Below are 13,962 nucleotides of genomic sequence, written 5' to 3'. Positions count from 1 at the left end.
GATGAGCAACACGATCCACATCCAGATCGACCGTGCGGACGGTTCGCTTCAGCGTCTCATCGGCCTGGTGGAGCGCCGCGGCTTCCACATCGACGGCATGGCCCTGGCGGACGAGGGCGCCTTCCGCCGCATCGCCCTGACTGTGCGCGGCCGCGACGCCGGCCGCTGCATGGACAATCTGGGTCGCCAGATCGACCGGCTGTTCGGCGTGCGCCGCATCAGCAACGACATTATTCAATCCGAGGCCGCGTGATGATTACCCCCGAAAGCGTACGCGTATCGGGCGTATCGCGCACCGAGGAGATCGCAGCCGATCCCAACCGCATCATCGTCTTCGACACGACGATGCGGGACGGCGAACAGGCCCCCGGCTTCTCCATGTCGGCCCAGGCCAAGGTGAAGATGGCCCATGTCCTGCGGGATTTGGGCGTCGACGTCATCGAGGCCGGCTTCGCCGCCGCCTCGCCCGGCGACGAGGATTGCATCCGCCGCGTGGCGGGCGAGGTCGAGGGGCCGGTTTTCTGCTCCCTGTCGCGCGCTAACGAGAAGGACATCGACGCCACCTTCCGCGCGCTGGAGCCGGCGCCGAAATCGCACCGTCGTTGCCACACCTTCATCGGCACCAGTCCGATCCACCGCACCGCCAAGCTGAAGATGTCCACCAACGAGGTGCTGTCGACCGCCGTGCGGTCGGTGGAATACGCCCGCAGCCTGTTCGACGACGTGGAGTTCTCGGCCGAGGACGCCTTCCGCACCGAGCCGGAGTTTCTGGCCGATGTGCTGGAGGCCGCCGCCGACGCGGGCGCCCGCACCCTGAACGTGCCCGACACCGTCGGCTATGCGACGCCGCAAGAGGTGCGCGAGCGGTTCGCCGCCCTGGCCGCACGGATCAAGAAGCGCCATCCGCATGTGATCTTCTCGGCCCACTGCCACGACGACCTGGGCATGGCGGTCGCCAACTCCCTGGCCGCCGTCGAGGGCGGCGCGCGTCAGATCGAGGGCGCGATCAACGGAATCGGCGAGCGGGCGGGCAACTGCTCGATCGAAGAGGTCATCATGGCGCTGAAGGTCCGCGAGGATCGCTATGGCGTCACGACCGGCGCCGACAGCCGTCATCTGGTGCGCGCCTCCAAGATTCTGTGCGAGATCACCGAGACGGTCATCGCCCGCAACAAGTCGGTGGTCGGCATCAACGCCTTCGCCCACGAGGCGGGCATCCACCAGCACGGGATGCTGGCCGACAGTCGAACCTATGAGATCATGCGGCCCCAGGACGTGGGCTTCGAGGGCAGCTGGTTCGTGCTGGGCAAGCACTCGGGGCGTCACGCGATCGCCAAACGCGCCGAGACCATCGGCCGTCCCATCGAGGGCGAACGTCTGGCGGCGGTGGTCGCGGGCTTCAAGTCGCGCGCGGACCAGATCGGCGAGATCAACGACACCGAACTGATCGCCATCATCGACCGCGTCGACGGCGTGTCCGAGATCGTGGCCCAATATGCCTGATCCCAAGACCCTGTTCGACAAGGTGTGGAACGCCCACGTGGTGCGGTCGGAAACGGCCGACACGCCGGGCGTGCTGTATATCGACCTGCATCTGGTCCACGAAGTCACCAGCCCCCAGGCCTTCAGCGAGATCGAGGCGCGCGGGCTGAAGGTGCGCCGTCCCGACCGGACCTATGCCACCCTGGACCATTCGACCCCGACCCTGCCGGCGGGGCTGAACGGCCTGAAACCCTACGTCACCGCCCAGGCCGAGGCGCAGGTCCATACGCTGGAGCGGAACTGCGCCGCCCACGGCGTGCCGCTGGCGGGCTGGGGATCGGACGATCGTGGCGTGGTCCATGTCATGGGGCCGGAACTGGGTCTGACCCAGCCGGGCATGACGGTGGTCTGCGGCGACAGCCATACGGCGACGCACGGCGCCTTCGGGGCTCTGGCCTTCGGAATCGGTACGTCCGAGGTCGGCCATGTGCTGGCGACCCAATGCCTGTTGCAGCGCAAGGCCAAGGCCATGCGAGTGACGGTGGACGGCGCGTTGCAGCCCGGCGTCTCGGGCAAGGATGTCGCGCTTGCGGTCGTCGCCGCCATCGGTTTCGGCGGCGGCACCGGCTATGTCATCGAATACGCGGGCGAGGCGGTGCGGTCGCTGGACATGGAAGGGCGGATGACCCTGTGCAACATGTCCATCGAAGCCGGCGCGCGAGCCGGCATGATCGCGCCGGACCAGACGACCATCGATTGGCTGCGCGGTCGCAAGCACGTGCCCGACGACTATGAGGCGGCAGCGGCCGAATGGTTGAAGCTGGCGACGGATGCAGGCGCGGTCTTCGATAAGGAAGTGACCATCGACGGCGCCGCCATCCGACCGATGGCGACCTGGGGGACGACGCCGGATGCGGGCGCGCCCATCGGCTCGCCCGTGCCGCAGTCTCAGTCGGACAGCGACCGCAAGGCCATCGCCTATATGGGGTTCACGGCCGGGGAGGCGACGACCAGCCAGCCGGTGGATGTCGTCTTCATCGGCTCCTGCACCAACGGGCGCCTGCCCGATCTGCGCGCCGCCGCCGAGGTGCTGCGCGGCCGCAAGGTCAAGCCGGGCCTGCGCATGTTGGTGGTGCCGGGGTCCGAGGCCGTGCGCCGCGACGCCGAGGCGGAGGGGCTGGATCGGGTCTTCATCGCCGCCGGGGCCGAATGGCGCATTCCGGGATGTTCGATGTGCATCGCCATGAACGGTGATTTCGTCGCGCCGGGCCAACTGGCCGTCTCCACATCGAACCGCAATTTCGAAGGCCGTCAGGGCAAGGACGCCCGCACCATCCTGGCCAGCCCGGCCACTGCGGCGGCGACGGCCGTGGCCGGTGTGCTGACCGATCCGCGCGTCTATCTGAACGAGGTGGAGCATGTCTGAGGCTTTCACCACCCTGACCTCCAAGACGATGATCTTGAGCCAGGCCAATATCGACACCGACCAGATCATCCCCGCGCGTTTTCTGACCACGACGACGCGCGAAGGACTGGGCAAGGCCGCCTTTTACGACTGGCGTTACGAGGACGACGGGTCAGAAAAGCCCGAGGCGATCCTGAACCGCATCGACCCGTCCCAGCACCGCATCCTGCTGGCCGGCAAGAATTTCGCCTGCGGCTCCTCGCGCGAACATGCGCCGTGGGCGCTGCTGGACTATGGGTTCAAGGCCGTGATCTCGACCGAGATCGCTGACATTTTTACATCGAATGCGCTGAAAAACGGCCTGCTGCCCATCGTGGTCAGTCAGGCGGTTTGGGACGATCTGGCGTCGCAGCCGGACCAGCCGGTCACGATCGACCTCCAGGCCAATCAGATCCAGCGCGGTAATGCCGAACCCGTGCCGTTCGGGGTCGAATCCTTCGCCCGCCAATGCCTGCTGGACGGGGTGGACACCCTGGGCTGGCTGCAATCAAACATGCCTGAAATCGAAGCCTACGAGCGATCGAAAGAGACCGTAAGATGAGCACCGCCGCCACCAAGACCTACAACATCGTCCTGCTGCCCGGCGACGGCGTCGGACCGGAGGTCACACGGGCCGCGCGCGATGTCCTGCGGGTCATCGGCGACTTCTATGGTCATCATTTCGAGTTCTCCGAACACCTGATCGGCGGCGCCGCCATAGATGCGACGGGCGAACCCCTGCCCGAGGCGACGCGCGCCGCCTGCGTCGCTTCCGACGCCGTGCTGCTGGGCGCCGTCGGCGGACCGAAATGGGATGGCGGCAAGGCGCGTCCGGAACAGGGGCTGTTGGCTATCCGCAAGGCGATGGGCCTGTTCGCCAATCTGCGGCCGTTGCAGGTGTCGCCGGTGCTGGCGCACCGCTCCCCGCTGAAGAAGGAGATCGTCGAGGGCGTCGATCTGATCGTCTTCCGCGAACTGACCGGCGGCGTCTATTTCGGCGAGAAGACCCGCACCGCCGACCGCGCCACCGACCTGTGCGAATACACCGTGCCGGAGATCGAGCGGGTGACCCGCGCCGCCTTCCAGACCGCCCAACAGCGTCGTGGGAAGGTGACCTCGGTCGACAAGGCCAATGTCATGGAGACCAGCCGTCTGTGGCGCGAGGTCGTGACCCGCATCCATGCCGAGGAGTTCCCCGACATCACCCTGGAGCACGCCTTGGTGGACTCCATGGCCATGCACCTGATCCGTAAGCCACGCGAATACGACGTCATCCTGACCGAAAACATGTTCGGCGACATCCTGTCGGATGAGATTTCAGTGTTGGGTGGCTCCATCGGCCTGTTGCCGTCGGCGTCGCTGGGCGCGGGCGGGCCGGGCCTGTTCGAGCCGATTCACGGCTCGGCGCCGGACATCGCCGGTCAGGATCTGGCCAATCCGGTCGGGACCATCCTGTCGGCAGCCCTGCTGCTGCGTCACAGCCTGAAACTGGAGGACGAGGCTGATTCCATCGAGGCCGCCGTCGCGGCGGTTCTGGCGGCCGGCGCCGTGACGGCCGATCTGGGCGGCGCACTGGGCACGCGCGCGGCGACCGAGGCCGTCATCGACGCCATCCGCGCCATCCATTGGGCGGCAGCGCACCGGGTGCAGATGCACTGGGCCTGACGGCTTAAACTGAAGCTGAAAATCCTGCCGCTCAGCTTGGCTTTGTCGGCATAAAGAATCTGATATCGGGCCGCAGGATCGCAAGATCGTGCGGCCCTGTTCTTTTTCTCCATGACCGTTGCAATAAAGTTGCGCCGTTCACGGTCTAGCCCCTTGCGCCTATCGCAAATGCGGTAAAATCTTCGCAACTGCGAGATTGCATAGGGGGTACTAGCTCATGTCGCAGACCACGAAACGACTTACGGGAGCGGCTGCGCTCCTGCTTCCCACACTCTGTCTGATGGCTGCCAGCGCGGCGAATGCGCAGGACGCCGCGCCCGCCTTGCTCGGCCACCAGGCCGCGCTTGAGCTGGACAGCGCCGGCGCCTCATGGCTCGGCACCTCGACCGCCCTGGTTCTGCTGATGACCCTCCCCGGTCTCGCGCTGTTCTATGGCGGCATGGTGCGCAAGAAGAACGTCATCGCCACCATCACCCAGTCCGTCGGCGTCTTCGCCGTGGTGTCGCTGGTGTGGTTCATCGCCGGCTACAGCCTGGCCTTTGGCAAGAACGAGAGCGCCGGCCTTCAGCCCTTCATCGGCAGTCTGGACATGCTGTTCCTGAACGGCGTGTCGCTGAAGACAGCCAACGCCCTGCTGCCGGGCATTCCCGAGTTCCTGTTCATCTCCTTCCAGATGACCTTCGCCATCATCACCCCGGCGCTGATCACCGGCGCCTTCGCCGAGCGGTTCAAATATTCGGCGCTGTTGCTGTTCACCGCCCTGTGGTCGCTGCTGGTCTATGCGCCGATCTGCCACTGGGTCTGGGGCGGCGGTTTCCTCGGTTCGGCGGGCGTGCTGGACTTCGCGGGCGGCGCCGTCGTTCACGTCAACTCGGGCGTCGCGGGCCTGGTGTGCGCCATCTTCCTGGGTCGCCGTAAGGGTTATGGCACCGAGGTCATCACCGCCCACAACCCTGTCCTGACCATGATCGGCGCCTCGCTGCTGCTGGTCGGCTGGATCGGCTTCAACGCCGGCTCGGCAGGCGCCGCCAACGACCTGATGGGCGTGGCGCTGCTGAACACCATTCTGGCCGCCGCCGCCGCCGCCCTGACCTGGAAAATCGTCGAATATATCGAGAAGAAGAAGGTCTCGCTGATCGGCATGCTGTCGGGCGTCGTCGCCGGTCTGGTCGCCATCACCCCGGCGGCCGGCTTCGTCGATCCCAAGGGCGCGGTCATCATCGGCCTGATCGCCGGCCCGGCCTGCTACGCCTCATCGGTGTGGATCAAGAAACTGCTGCGCTATGACGACAGCCTGGACGCCTTCGGCATCCACGGCGCGGGCGGCCTGATCGGCGCCCTGCTGACCGGCGTATTCGCCACGACCGCGATCAACAGCCTGTCGGAAGGCGCCAACGTCGGCGCCCAGGCCCTGGGCTTGCTGTGGACCATCGTCTACAGCGCCGTCGGCACCCTGATCATCCTGTTCATCTGCAAGTTCACCACGGGCCTGCGCGTGAGCGAGGCGGAAGAGGCCGCCGGTCTGGACACCTCGCTGCATGGCGAGGCGCTGGAACACTGAGCTGAGACCGGGCGCGGCTCCCAAACCCGCGCCCGGGCTCGACCTCAAATAACGACAACAAGGGGATAGACTATGAAGAAGACCATCATCCGCGCGGCCGCCGCCGCAACGCTCGCCGCAGGACTGATCGGCCTCGCCGCGCCTGCCTCGGCCCAGAGCACCGTCGATGTCGCCTGGAACGTGGGCGCCGTCAGCGACTATGTCTTCCGCGGCTTCAGCCAGACCAGTGAAGATCCCGCCATTCAGGGCGGCGTCGATCTAACCTCGGGCAGTTTCTACGCCGGGGCCTGGGCCTCCAACGTCGACTTCGGCGATGACACCGATGCGGAAGTCGACCTTTACGGCGGCTATCGCACCGAGGCGGTCGGTTTCGCGCTCGACTTCGGCGCGATCGGCTATCTTTATGTCGGGGAACCGGACGGCGCGGACTATAACTACGCCGAGTTCAAGGCTGCGGCCTCGCGCGCGGTCGGTCCCGCCACGTTTGGCGCGGCCGTCTATTACTCGCCCGACTTCTTCGGTGCGGACAAGGAGGCGACCTATGCCGAGGTCAACGCCGCCTTCTCGCCTGCGCCCAAGTGGACGGTATCGGGCGCGCTCGGCAAGCAATGGCTCGACGTCAGCGACGACTACACCACCTGGAACGTCGGCGTCGGCTATGCCCTGACCGACAAGGTGGGCGTCGATGTCCGCTATCACGACACCGATGTGGACGGCGTGCCCGGCGCCGAAGATCGGATCGTCGGGGCTGTGAAGCTCACCTTCTGAGCCACGTCAGTGTGAAATGAGAACGGCCCCGGAGAGCAATCTCCGGGGCTGTTTTCGTATCAGCGAGCGTAGCGGTCGTGGACGGGGTCGTAGCTGTCCCAGACCTTGCCGTCGGCGAGCGACCGCAGCAGCTTCAGATATTCCGCGTGGGTCCAGGCAAGGGGGGTGGCCGAATCCGTATTCTGACCCACGGCGTAATCCTTGGCCGTCGGGTTTCCGACGCCGTCCCACACCTGTTCGGCCAGCATCAGCCCGCCGTTGGCGAACCGCTCCATGCCGCGCACATAGGTCTGACGAATGGCGGCGATGTCGGCGGCCGAGGGGGCGCCGTTCACGCTGACGCGCGCCAGCTCATAGTGACCGCGCTCGCCCGTGAAGAAGGGCCAGACCCGACCGCGCTGGCCAGGGCTCATTTCCCCGCCGACGCCGTAGTTGGCGCCCGTCCGATGGTCCTCGCCATAGCCGTCGACGCCATAACGGCGCCAGCCCGGGGTCTTGTCGCCCTTGGGACCGAAGTCGTAGCGAACCCGATAAAGCGGTTCCAAGGACTGATCGTCATAGACGGGCAGGGTTGCCAGGATGTGCGGATCGTCGGCCTTGCGCACGCCATAGCGCACCAGCTCGAGGAAGCCGCCGTCCACGACGCGGTCTTCGGCCGGAGCGATCTGGCCGTTGGCGGCGCCGATCGGGGCCTTGTCGTTCGGGTTTTCGTTCTGAGTGATGCGGATGAAGTAGCGACCGTCGCCGAAGTCGCCGTTGGTGGTGAACATCCGGTCTTCGATCTTGGACGCATAGCTGTCGGCCGCGATCTGGTAGCGCGTCGCGTCGGCGGCGTCGCCCGAGGCGCGCGCCATTTCGGCGGCCACCGTCAGGCCCGCGACCACGGCGGCGGTGGAGGACGGAGAATAGCCCTGCTGCTCCTCCCAGCGTTCCTGCTGAGTGAAGGGCGGCTTGATCTCCGCGTCGTTCCACATCAGCCCGATCTTGCCGCCGTCCACCAGGAAGTCGGCCGCCGGCTTCAGCATGGACCGATAGTGTTCGGTCATCTGGGCGTCGGACAGCCAGCCCATCTTCCACAGACGATAACCCAGCATGATCGGCATGGCGGTCTGGTCCAACTGGACCGCGACCCACTCCAGTTCGCCGTCCACGTGCGTCTTCTGCAGGAACCAGCCGCCGACGCCGGTGTTGCCCGGCGTGTTCGGGCCGACCTGGACTTGGGGCAGATAGTTGAAGGCCGCTAGCGGCGTCTCCTTGTCGCCTAGCGCCGCCAGAGCCATCGCCACCTGATAGAAGTCACGCGGCCAAACGGCCTTGTAGCCTGTCGAGGACTTCGACGCGTCCACCGTGTTGCCCCACGGGTTCGACAGTGACGCGATCAGGGCGCCGGCGTGGGTGCGATCCTCCTGCACCTTGAGCATCAGAGCCGAGGCGTAGGCCAGCTTGCCGCCGTCGGTCGCCTGTTCGGCGATGCGCGGAAGTTCGGTGAGAGAGGCGACATAGTCCTCCCAGCCCACGCGCTCGCCCACGCCGTTGAAGCGGGCCAGCACCTCGTCCAGGCCGGTGGCGAACGATCCGTCCGCCGCCGCGCGGGCCTCGGCCTCGCTGGCGCCGAAGCCGATGACGAAGTCGCGCGTGATCCGGCTGCTTTGGCGCAGGCGCGGCAAGGCGGCGGTCATCATGGTGTTGCCGGCCTGATCGCCGGTGGAGGCGTAGGTCCAGTCCAGCTTGCCGTCCTTCAGATCGGTCAGACCGTCCGAGGCGCCGACGAAGCCGACGCTGGCCTTTTCGAAGGCTTCGCTGGGCTTCAGGAACAGGTGGGTGTCGCCTTCCCAAGCGTGGAAGCCGTCGCGCGTGACCTGACCGCGATCGTCGACGCCCGTGTTGGCCATGTGCGGCTCCAGCATCAGATAGGGCGTCACATCGCCCTTCAGCGCCGTGATGGTGACGCGCAGCACCAGGGCGTTGCGGTCGGGATCGCTGAAGATCTGCTTTTCGATCTGGAAGCGGCCGTTCTTGTCCTGGGTCGTCACGCGATAGGCCGGCGACAGCGGACGCCCCTGGGCGTCGACGTGCAGATATTCGGTGCGGCTGGTGGTGTCGTCGCCTTCGACGACCAGACCGTCCTGGGTCACGCCGGCGAAGCGCAAGGCCTTGATCTGGGCCTCATGAATCAGGCCGTACATGGTCTCGGTCAGGACGCCGTCGGCGATGGAATACCAGACCTTGGACACCGCGCCGGTCGGGCCGCCGTCGCGATACTGGCCATCGACATAGGCTTCGTAGGATGCGCCGGCGCCGGTCTTGGCCGCGCTGGACCAGACGGGCGGGGCGCCGGGCGCGCCGGGGGCGACACCCGATTGTGCGCTTGCGGCGGAAGCGAGGGCCAGGCCGGCGGCGCCGGCGAGGCAGAAGGTACGGAAGTGACGCATTGTGGTCCTCACGGGTTGCGCGTGGGGGCGGGGGAAAGAAGGAAGGTCAAAGGCACGTCCAGCCGCTGGTTCCAGGACGCTTCATTATGCTGGGCGCCGGGGAAGACCAGGCTGCGGAAATCGCCGGGGCCGTAGCCGCGACGGCGGAAAGTCTGGTCCACCTGGGTCTGGAAGACGGCGTAGAACTGATCCAGCGTCTCGTCGCCCCGGTCGAAATAGAAGCGGTGGGCGCCCGGTTCGGGCAGGCCGCGCTCGATTACGCCGGTCCAGGCGGCGACCAGACGTTCGCGCCAGGCGTCCAGCGTCGCGCCGGGCTCAAGCCCTTCGACCTTCAGCGGCCAGTGGGTGGACAGACAGGCGGCGGCGGAAAAGACCTGCGGCTGTTTCATCACCGCATACATGGAGATCAGGCCGCCCATGCTGGAGCCGGCGATCATCGTGTCCTGCGGGCCAGTCAGGGTGCGGTAGGCGCCGTCGATGAAGGGCTTCAACTCCTCGACCAGGAACCGCAGATAGCCGTCGGACAAGGACGGGCCGCTGTAAATGGCCTGGACCTCGTCGCGCATGTCGGCGGGTAGGGCGGCGATCAGGTCGGCGGGGACATACTCCCTCAGCCGCAGGTCGGTGTTCCAGATCCCCACCACGATCGGCGTCCGCACCTGACCGCTTTCGATCAGCCGCGTCAGATGCTCGTCCACGCCCCACTCGCCGAAGTTGGCCGTGGCCGGATCGAACAGGTTCTGGCCGTCGTGCATGTAGAGAACAGGCGAGGCGGCGCCGGACGCCTCATATCCGGGCGGCAGCCAGACCGAGACGTTGCGCGCCTTCACATGGGCCGACGCGACTGCCTCATGCAGCACCAGCCGCCCGCCTGCAATGTCGCCCTCGGCGCGCGCCGCGCCGGCGAAGGGCAGGGCGGCCATAAGGGCCAGAAGACCCCGACGGTTCATCCGCGATGCTCCTTGACCGTCAGGGCGCTGGCGGCGGCCAGGACGAAGGAGACGGCGCCCAGCACCAGGGCCCAGATCGCCTGACCATCGAACAGGGTCTTCAGGATCAGGCCCAGAACCGTGGCGGCCAGCAGCTGGGGCACGACGATGAAGATGTTGAAGACGCCCATATAGACGCCCATTTTTCGGTCCGGCACCGCCGCCGACAGGATGGCGTAAGGCATGGAAACGATCGACGCCCAGGCGAAACCGACGCCGATCATCGGCAGCCACAGCAGTCCGGGTTCGCGGATGGCGAAGACGCCGAACAGACCGGCGGCGCCAAGCATCAGCATCAGGGCGTGGGTCGCCTTGCGTCCGATCCGTCTGGCGATGACCGGGAGGGTGAAGGCCGCCAGGGCCGCCACGCCGTTGTAGACCCCGAACAGAACCCCCACCCAGTCCGCGCCCGTGGCGTAGGCGGCCGAGGTGGTGTCGGTCGCGCCGTAATGGACGCGGGTCACGGCCGCTGTGGTGTAGATCCACATGGCGAACAGGGCGAACCAGCTGAAGAACTGAACGACAGCTAGGCCGCGCATCGTCTCGGGCATGCGGAAAATGTCGTTCAGGATTTCGGTCGCGGCGTTGGTGATGCGGCGACGCTGCATCATGCCCACCGCGATCTGGAGCAGGCCGAACCCGGCGAAGAAACCGGCCAGGATCAGCAGCTCCTTCTCCAGATCGAGCGCGCCGATTAGCACGAAACCCAGTCCGCCGAGCACGGCGCAGACCAGGCCCGAAGTCATCCAGCCCTGGACGCTGCGGGCCGGTGCTTCGGCCTCGACCGACGCGGTCGGCGCGTCGTCTCGGGCGCGTTCGAAGGCCGCGATCTGTTCGGGGCTATATTCCTTGGTCGACAGCACCGTCCACAGCACGGCCGAGAACAGGCCGGCGGCGCCGACGTAGAAGGCGACCTTGACCGACAGGGGCACCACGCCCGCCTCGGCGGTTGAAGCGATGTCGAAGACGTTGGACAAAAGCCACGGCAGGACCGAGGCGAAGACCGCGCCGGCGCCGATGAAGAAGCTCTGCATCGCATAGCCGGCGGTGCGCTGCTCCTCCGGCAGATTGTCGCCGACGAAGGCGCGGAACGGCTCCATGGTGATGTTGATCGAGGCGTCCATGATCCACAGCATGGCCGCGGCGAACCACAGGCTGGGACTGTTGGGCATGGCGATCAGGGCCAGGGTGGTGGCGATGGCCCCAACCAGGAAATAGGGGCGCCGCCGGCCGAACCGGGTCCAGGTCTTGTCGCTGAAATGGCCGATGATCGGTTGGACCAGCAGACCGGTCAGCGGCGCGGCGATCCACAGGATCGCCAGGCTGTCGACCTCGGCGCCCAGCGTCTGGAAGATCCGGCTGGTGTTGGCGTTCTGCAGGCCGAAGCCGATCTGGATGCCGAAGAAGCCGACGCACATGTTCCAGATCGCCAGGCCGGACAGGCGCGGGCGGTGCGAGAGCAGGGTCATCCGCGTCGCGCCCGGCCGATCGGCACGAACCGGATGGCCTGACCGCCGCCAGGGGCCAGCGCCAGGGTCAGGGTGTCAGACGACGTCACCTCGCGCTGCTCGATGACGATGTCCTCGCGCTTGCCGCGATAGTCGGCGTCCGGCCCATCGCGATAGATTTCGGCCCGATATCGACGGCCGGCGTCCAAGAAGTCGAGTGGGGCCTTCAGCACGCGCGGATGCTCGTCGGTGACGGCGCCCAGGGCCCAGACATCCGTGCCGCGCTGCTTGCGAACCGTGACGACATAGTCGCCCATGGCGGCGTCCAGCGTGCGGCTCTTGCTCCAATCGACCGGCACATCCTTGATGAACTGGAACGGGCCGGGGTTGGCCTCATAGTTGACCAGCAGGTCCGCCGCCATCTGGATCGGGCTGTAGATCACGACATAAAGCGCCAGTTGTTTGGCCCAGGTTGTCTGCACGCCGCCGGGGCTGCGCGTCTCCATGCCGAAGATGCCGGGCGTATAGTCCATCGGCCCGGCCAGCAGGCGGGTGAAGACCAGGTTCGGCTCATGCTCGGGCGTATTGCCGGGATTGCCCCAGGCCGAATATTCCATCCCGCGCTGGCCCTCGCGGCTGATGATGTTCGGATAGGTGCGGCGAAGGCCGGTGTCCTTGAACGGCTCGTGAGCGTTGATGGCGACCTTGTGGCGATAGCCAGCCTCGACCACGCGCATGTGGTGCTGGGCCATCGCCTGGCTCTCGTGCCAGGCCATGACCATCTGTCCGTCCGGCCCGGTGACGCGGGCGCCTTGCGCGTCGGCGACGTAGCCGGTCTTCACCGAATGGACGCCGAGGCGTTCATACAGGGCCATGGCCGGTTCGAGCTGCTGCTCATAGTGGAAGGCGTTGCCGCCGGTCTCGTGGTGGCCGATGAGCTGCACGCCCTTGGACCGCGCGTGGGCGCAGACCGCTTCGATGTCGAAGTCGGGATAGGCCTCGGTGAAGCTGAAGTCCGCGCCGTTGGCGAACCACTGGCCGTCCCAGCCCTTGTTCCAGCCTTCGACCAAGACCCCGCCCAGGCCGTGCTTGGCGGCGAAGTTGATATGTTTGATCGCATTTTCGGTGGTCGCGCCGTGCTTGGGCCCGGAGTTCCAGGTCTTCAGATCCAGGTGCATCTCCCACCAGACGCCGACGTATTTCATCGGCTTGAACCAGCTGACGTCGCCCAGCTTGTTGGGCTCGTTCAGGTTCAGGATCAGGCTGGAATCCAGCAGGCCCGAGGCGCTGTCGGAGATTTGCAGGGTCCGCCAGGGCGTGTTGAACGGCGCCTCGCGCACCACCGCCGCATTGGTGAGGCCCGGCGTCAGCTGAGCGCGGAACTTCGTTTCCTCCGACCGGCGCAGGTTCATCCCCGCATAGTCGATGCAGGCGGCCTCGTGGATCGAGACGTGCAGGCCCGATTGGCCTCGAACCGTCATCGGCGTCTGGGCGCTGCCGACCGCATCGATGGGCGTGCGGCTGTAGAGATATTCCTCGCGGTTCCATTCCCAGGCCGGGCACCACAGGGCCTCGCCGTTTTCGGCCAGATTGAACTCGGTGATTTCCGAACCGATCCGGACGGTGTTCAGGCCGGCCTGCTGCGGGAACTCGTAACGGAAGCCCAGACCGTCGTCGTACAGGCGGAAGACCACGTCCACGCGGCGTCGCAGGCCGCCGGTCTCGGCATAGGCGACGCGCCATTCGTTGTAGTGGTTGCGGATAAACTGCCGCTCACCCCACGGCTGCTCCCAGGTGTCGTCAACCGCGATCGGCTGGCCTGCGGTCAAGGCCAGGCCGCGCTCGATGGCCGGCGCGTCCGTCAGCAGGAAACCCAGCTTGGACGGCGCCACCACGACACGGCCCTGACGCAGCACCGAATACATCGGCCGCCCGTCATTGTCGGTGAAGGCCTCGACCGTCAGCACGCCGCCGGGCGAGGACGCCCGGGCATGGTTCGGCGCGGTCTGGGCGCGCACGCCCGTCGCCCCCAGAGCCAGGATCGACACGCCGCCAAGGGCCAGGAAGGATCTGCGCTGCATCATGGGAACTCCGTTACGCCGCCTCTTGCCAACCGCCGCGAACGGTGGCTGAAATATTTGCAGAAAATTTTGCAGCTTCACCATGCTGCTGT

At 66.5% G+C, this 13,962-nt stretch carries 11 protein-coding genes; 7 read left to right on the top strand and 4 right to left on the bottom strand.

From position 1 onward, the window contains the following. Position 1 precedes the first annotated feature (1 nt). The 7 genes from Q9R14_RS09075 (at position 2) to Q9R14_RS09045 (ending at position 6,920) form a co-directional block, all read left to right on the top strand. Entirely contained in the window at positions 2-253 is a 252-nt protein-coding gene (locus tag Q9R14_RS09075) for an ACT domain-containing protein (RefSeq protein WP_039244600.1), read from the top strand. Continuing rightward, positions 253-1,503: a 2-isopropylmalate synthase gene (locus tag Q9R14_RS09070; protein ID WP_306004138.1), complete on the top strand. Its 1,251-nt coding sequence runs from the start codon at positions 253-255 to the stop codon at positions 1,501-1,503. Before Q9R14_RS09075 ends, Q9R14_RS09070 begins: the two co-directional genes overlap by 1 nt. Next, the gene (gene leuC, locus Q9R14_RS09065) at positions 1,496-2,908 is read left to right on the top strand and encodes a 3-isopropylmalate dehydratase large subunit (protein ID WP_306002127.1); all 1,413 of its coding nucleotides are present in this window, start codon (positions 1,496-1,498) and stop codon (positions 2,906-2,908) included. The genes Q9R14_RS09070 and leuC overlap by 8 nt, the downstream gene beginning before the upstream one ends. Further along, a complete protein-coding gene (gene leuD, locus Q9R14_RS09060) occupies positions 2,901-3,488 on the top strand; it encodes a 3-isopropylmalate dehydratase small subunit (RefSeq protein ID WP_306002126.1) in 588 nt (195 codons plus the stop codon). Before leuC ends, leuD begins: the two co-directional genes overlap by 8 nt. Further along, entirely contained in the window at positions 3,485-4,591 is a 1,107-nt protein-coding gene (leuB, locus tag Q9R14_RS09055; protein WP_306002125.1) for a 3-isopropylmalate dehydrogenase, read from the top strand. The genes leuD and leuB overlap by 4 nt, the downstream gene beginning before the upstream one ends. Positions 4,592-4,871: 280 nt before the next feature. Then, complete coding sequence (locus Q9R14_RS09050; protein WP_306002124.1) at positions 4,872-6,152, top strand: ammonium transporter; 1,281 nt, start codon at positions 4,872-4,874, stop codon at positions 6,150-6,152. Between the two features lie 72 nt (positions 6,153-6,224). Further along, a complete protein-coding gene (locus Q9R14_RS09045) occupies positions 6,225-6,920 on the top strand; it encodes a TorF family putative porin (RefSeq protein WP_306002123.1) in 696 nt (231 codons plus the stop codon). A gap of 59 nt (positions 6,921-6,979) precedes the next feature. On the opposite strand, the gene Q9R14_RS09040 is transcribed toward Q9R14_RS09045, so the two are convergent. The 4 genes from Q9R14_RS09040 to Q9R14_RS09025 are packed head-to-tail and all read right to left on the bottom strand — an operon-like array spanning position 6,980 to position 13,870. After that, the gene (locus Q9R14_RS09040) at positions 6,980-9,352 is read right to left on the bottom strand and encodes a glucan 1,4-alpha-glucosidase (RefSeq protein WP_306002122.1); all 2,373 of its coding nucleotides are present in this window, start codon (positions 9,350-9,352) and stop codon (positions 6,980-6,982) included. A gap of 8 nt (positions 9,353-9,360) precedes the next feature. After that, a complete protein-coding gene (locus tag Q9R14_RS09035) occupies positions 9,361-10,302 on the bottom strand; it encodes an alpha/beta hydrolase (RefSeq protein WP_306002121.1) in 942 nt (313 codons plus the stop codon). Further along, the gene (locus Q9R14_RS09030; protein ID WP_306002120.1) at positions 10,299-11,810 is read right to left on the bottom strand and encodes an MFS transporter; all 1,512 of its coding nucleotides are present in this window, start codon (positions 11,808-11,810) and stop codon (positions 10,299-10,301) included. Before Q9R14_RS09030 ends, Q9R14_RS09035 begins: the two co-directional genes overlap by 4 nt. Then, the gene (locus Q9R14_RS09025) at positions 11,807-13,870 is read right to left on the bottom strand and encodes a glycoside hydrolase family 97 protein (RefSeq protein ID WP_306002119.1); all 2,064 of its coding nucleotides are present in this window, start codon (positions 13,868-13,870) and stop codon (positions 11,807-11,809) included. Before Q9R14_RS09025 ends, Q9R14_RS09030 begins: the two co-directional genes overlap by 4 nt. Positions 13,871-13,962 lie beyond the last annotated feature (92 nt).

It is taken from the genome of Brevundimonas sp. C43, assembly GCF_030732185.1.
Lineage (GTDB): Bacteria > Pseudomonadota > Alphaproteobacteria > Caulobacterales > Caulobacteraceae > Brevundimonas > Brevundimonas diminuta_C.
This window is presented reverse-complemented; position numbering and strand designations above follow the sequence as displayed.

What these genes read in the sequence shown, in the direction of transcription:
- Q9R14_RS09040 (WP_306002122.1), bottom strand. Translation starts at nt 9,352, where the DNA reads ATGCGTCACTTCCGTACCTTCTGCCTCGCCGGCGCCGCCGGCCTGGCC.
- leuD (WP_306002126.1), top strand. Translation starts at nt 2,901, where the DNA reads ATGTCTGAGGCTTTCACCACCCTGACCTCCAAGACGATGATCTTGAGC.
- leuC (WP_306002127.1), top strand. Translation starts at nt 1,496, where the DNA reads ATGCCTGATCCCAAGACCCTGTTCGACAAGGTGTGGAACGCCCACGTG.
- Q9R14_RS09075 (WP_039244600.1), top strand. Translation starts at nt 2, where the DNA reads ATGAGCAACACGATCCACATCCAGATCGACCGTGCGGACGGTTCGCTT.
- Q9R14_RS09070 (WP_306004138.1), top strand. Translation starts at nt 253, where the DNA reads ATGATTACCCCCGAAAGCGTACGCGTATCGGGCGTATCGCGCACCGAG.
- Q9R14_RS09030 (WP_306002120.1), bottom strand. Translation starts at nt 11,810, where the DNA reads ATGACCCTGCTCTCGCACCGCCCGCGCCTGTCCGGCCTGGCGATCTGG.
- leuB (WP_306002125.1), top strand. Translation starts at nt 3,485, where the DNA reads ATGAGCACCGCCGCCACCAAGACCTACAACATCGTCCTGCTGCCCGGC.
- Q9R14_RS09045 (WP_306002123.1), top strand. Translation starts at nt 6,225, where the DNA reads ATGAAGAAGACCATCATCCGCGCGGCCGCCGCCGCAACGCTCGCCGCA.
- Q9R14_RS09050 (WP_306002124.1), top strand. Translation starts at nt 4,872, where the DNA reads ATGGCTGCCAGCGCGGCGAATGCGCAGGACGCCGCGCCCGCCTTGCTC.
- Q9R14_RS09035 (WP_306002121.1), bottom strand. Translation starts at nt 10,302, where the DNA reads ATGAACCGTCGGGGTCTTCTGGCCCTTATGGCCGCCCTGCCCTTCGCC.
- Q9R14_RS09025 (WP_306002119.1), bottom strand. Translation starts at nt 13,870, where the DNA reads ATGCAGCGCAGATCCTTCCTGGCCCTTGGCGGCGTGTCGATCCTGGCT.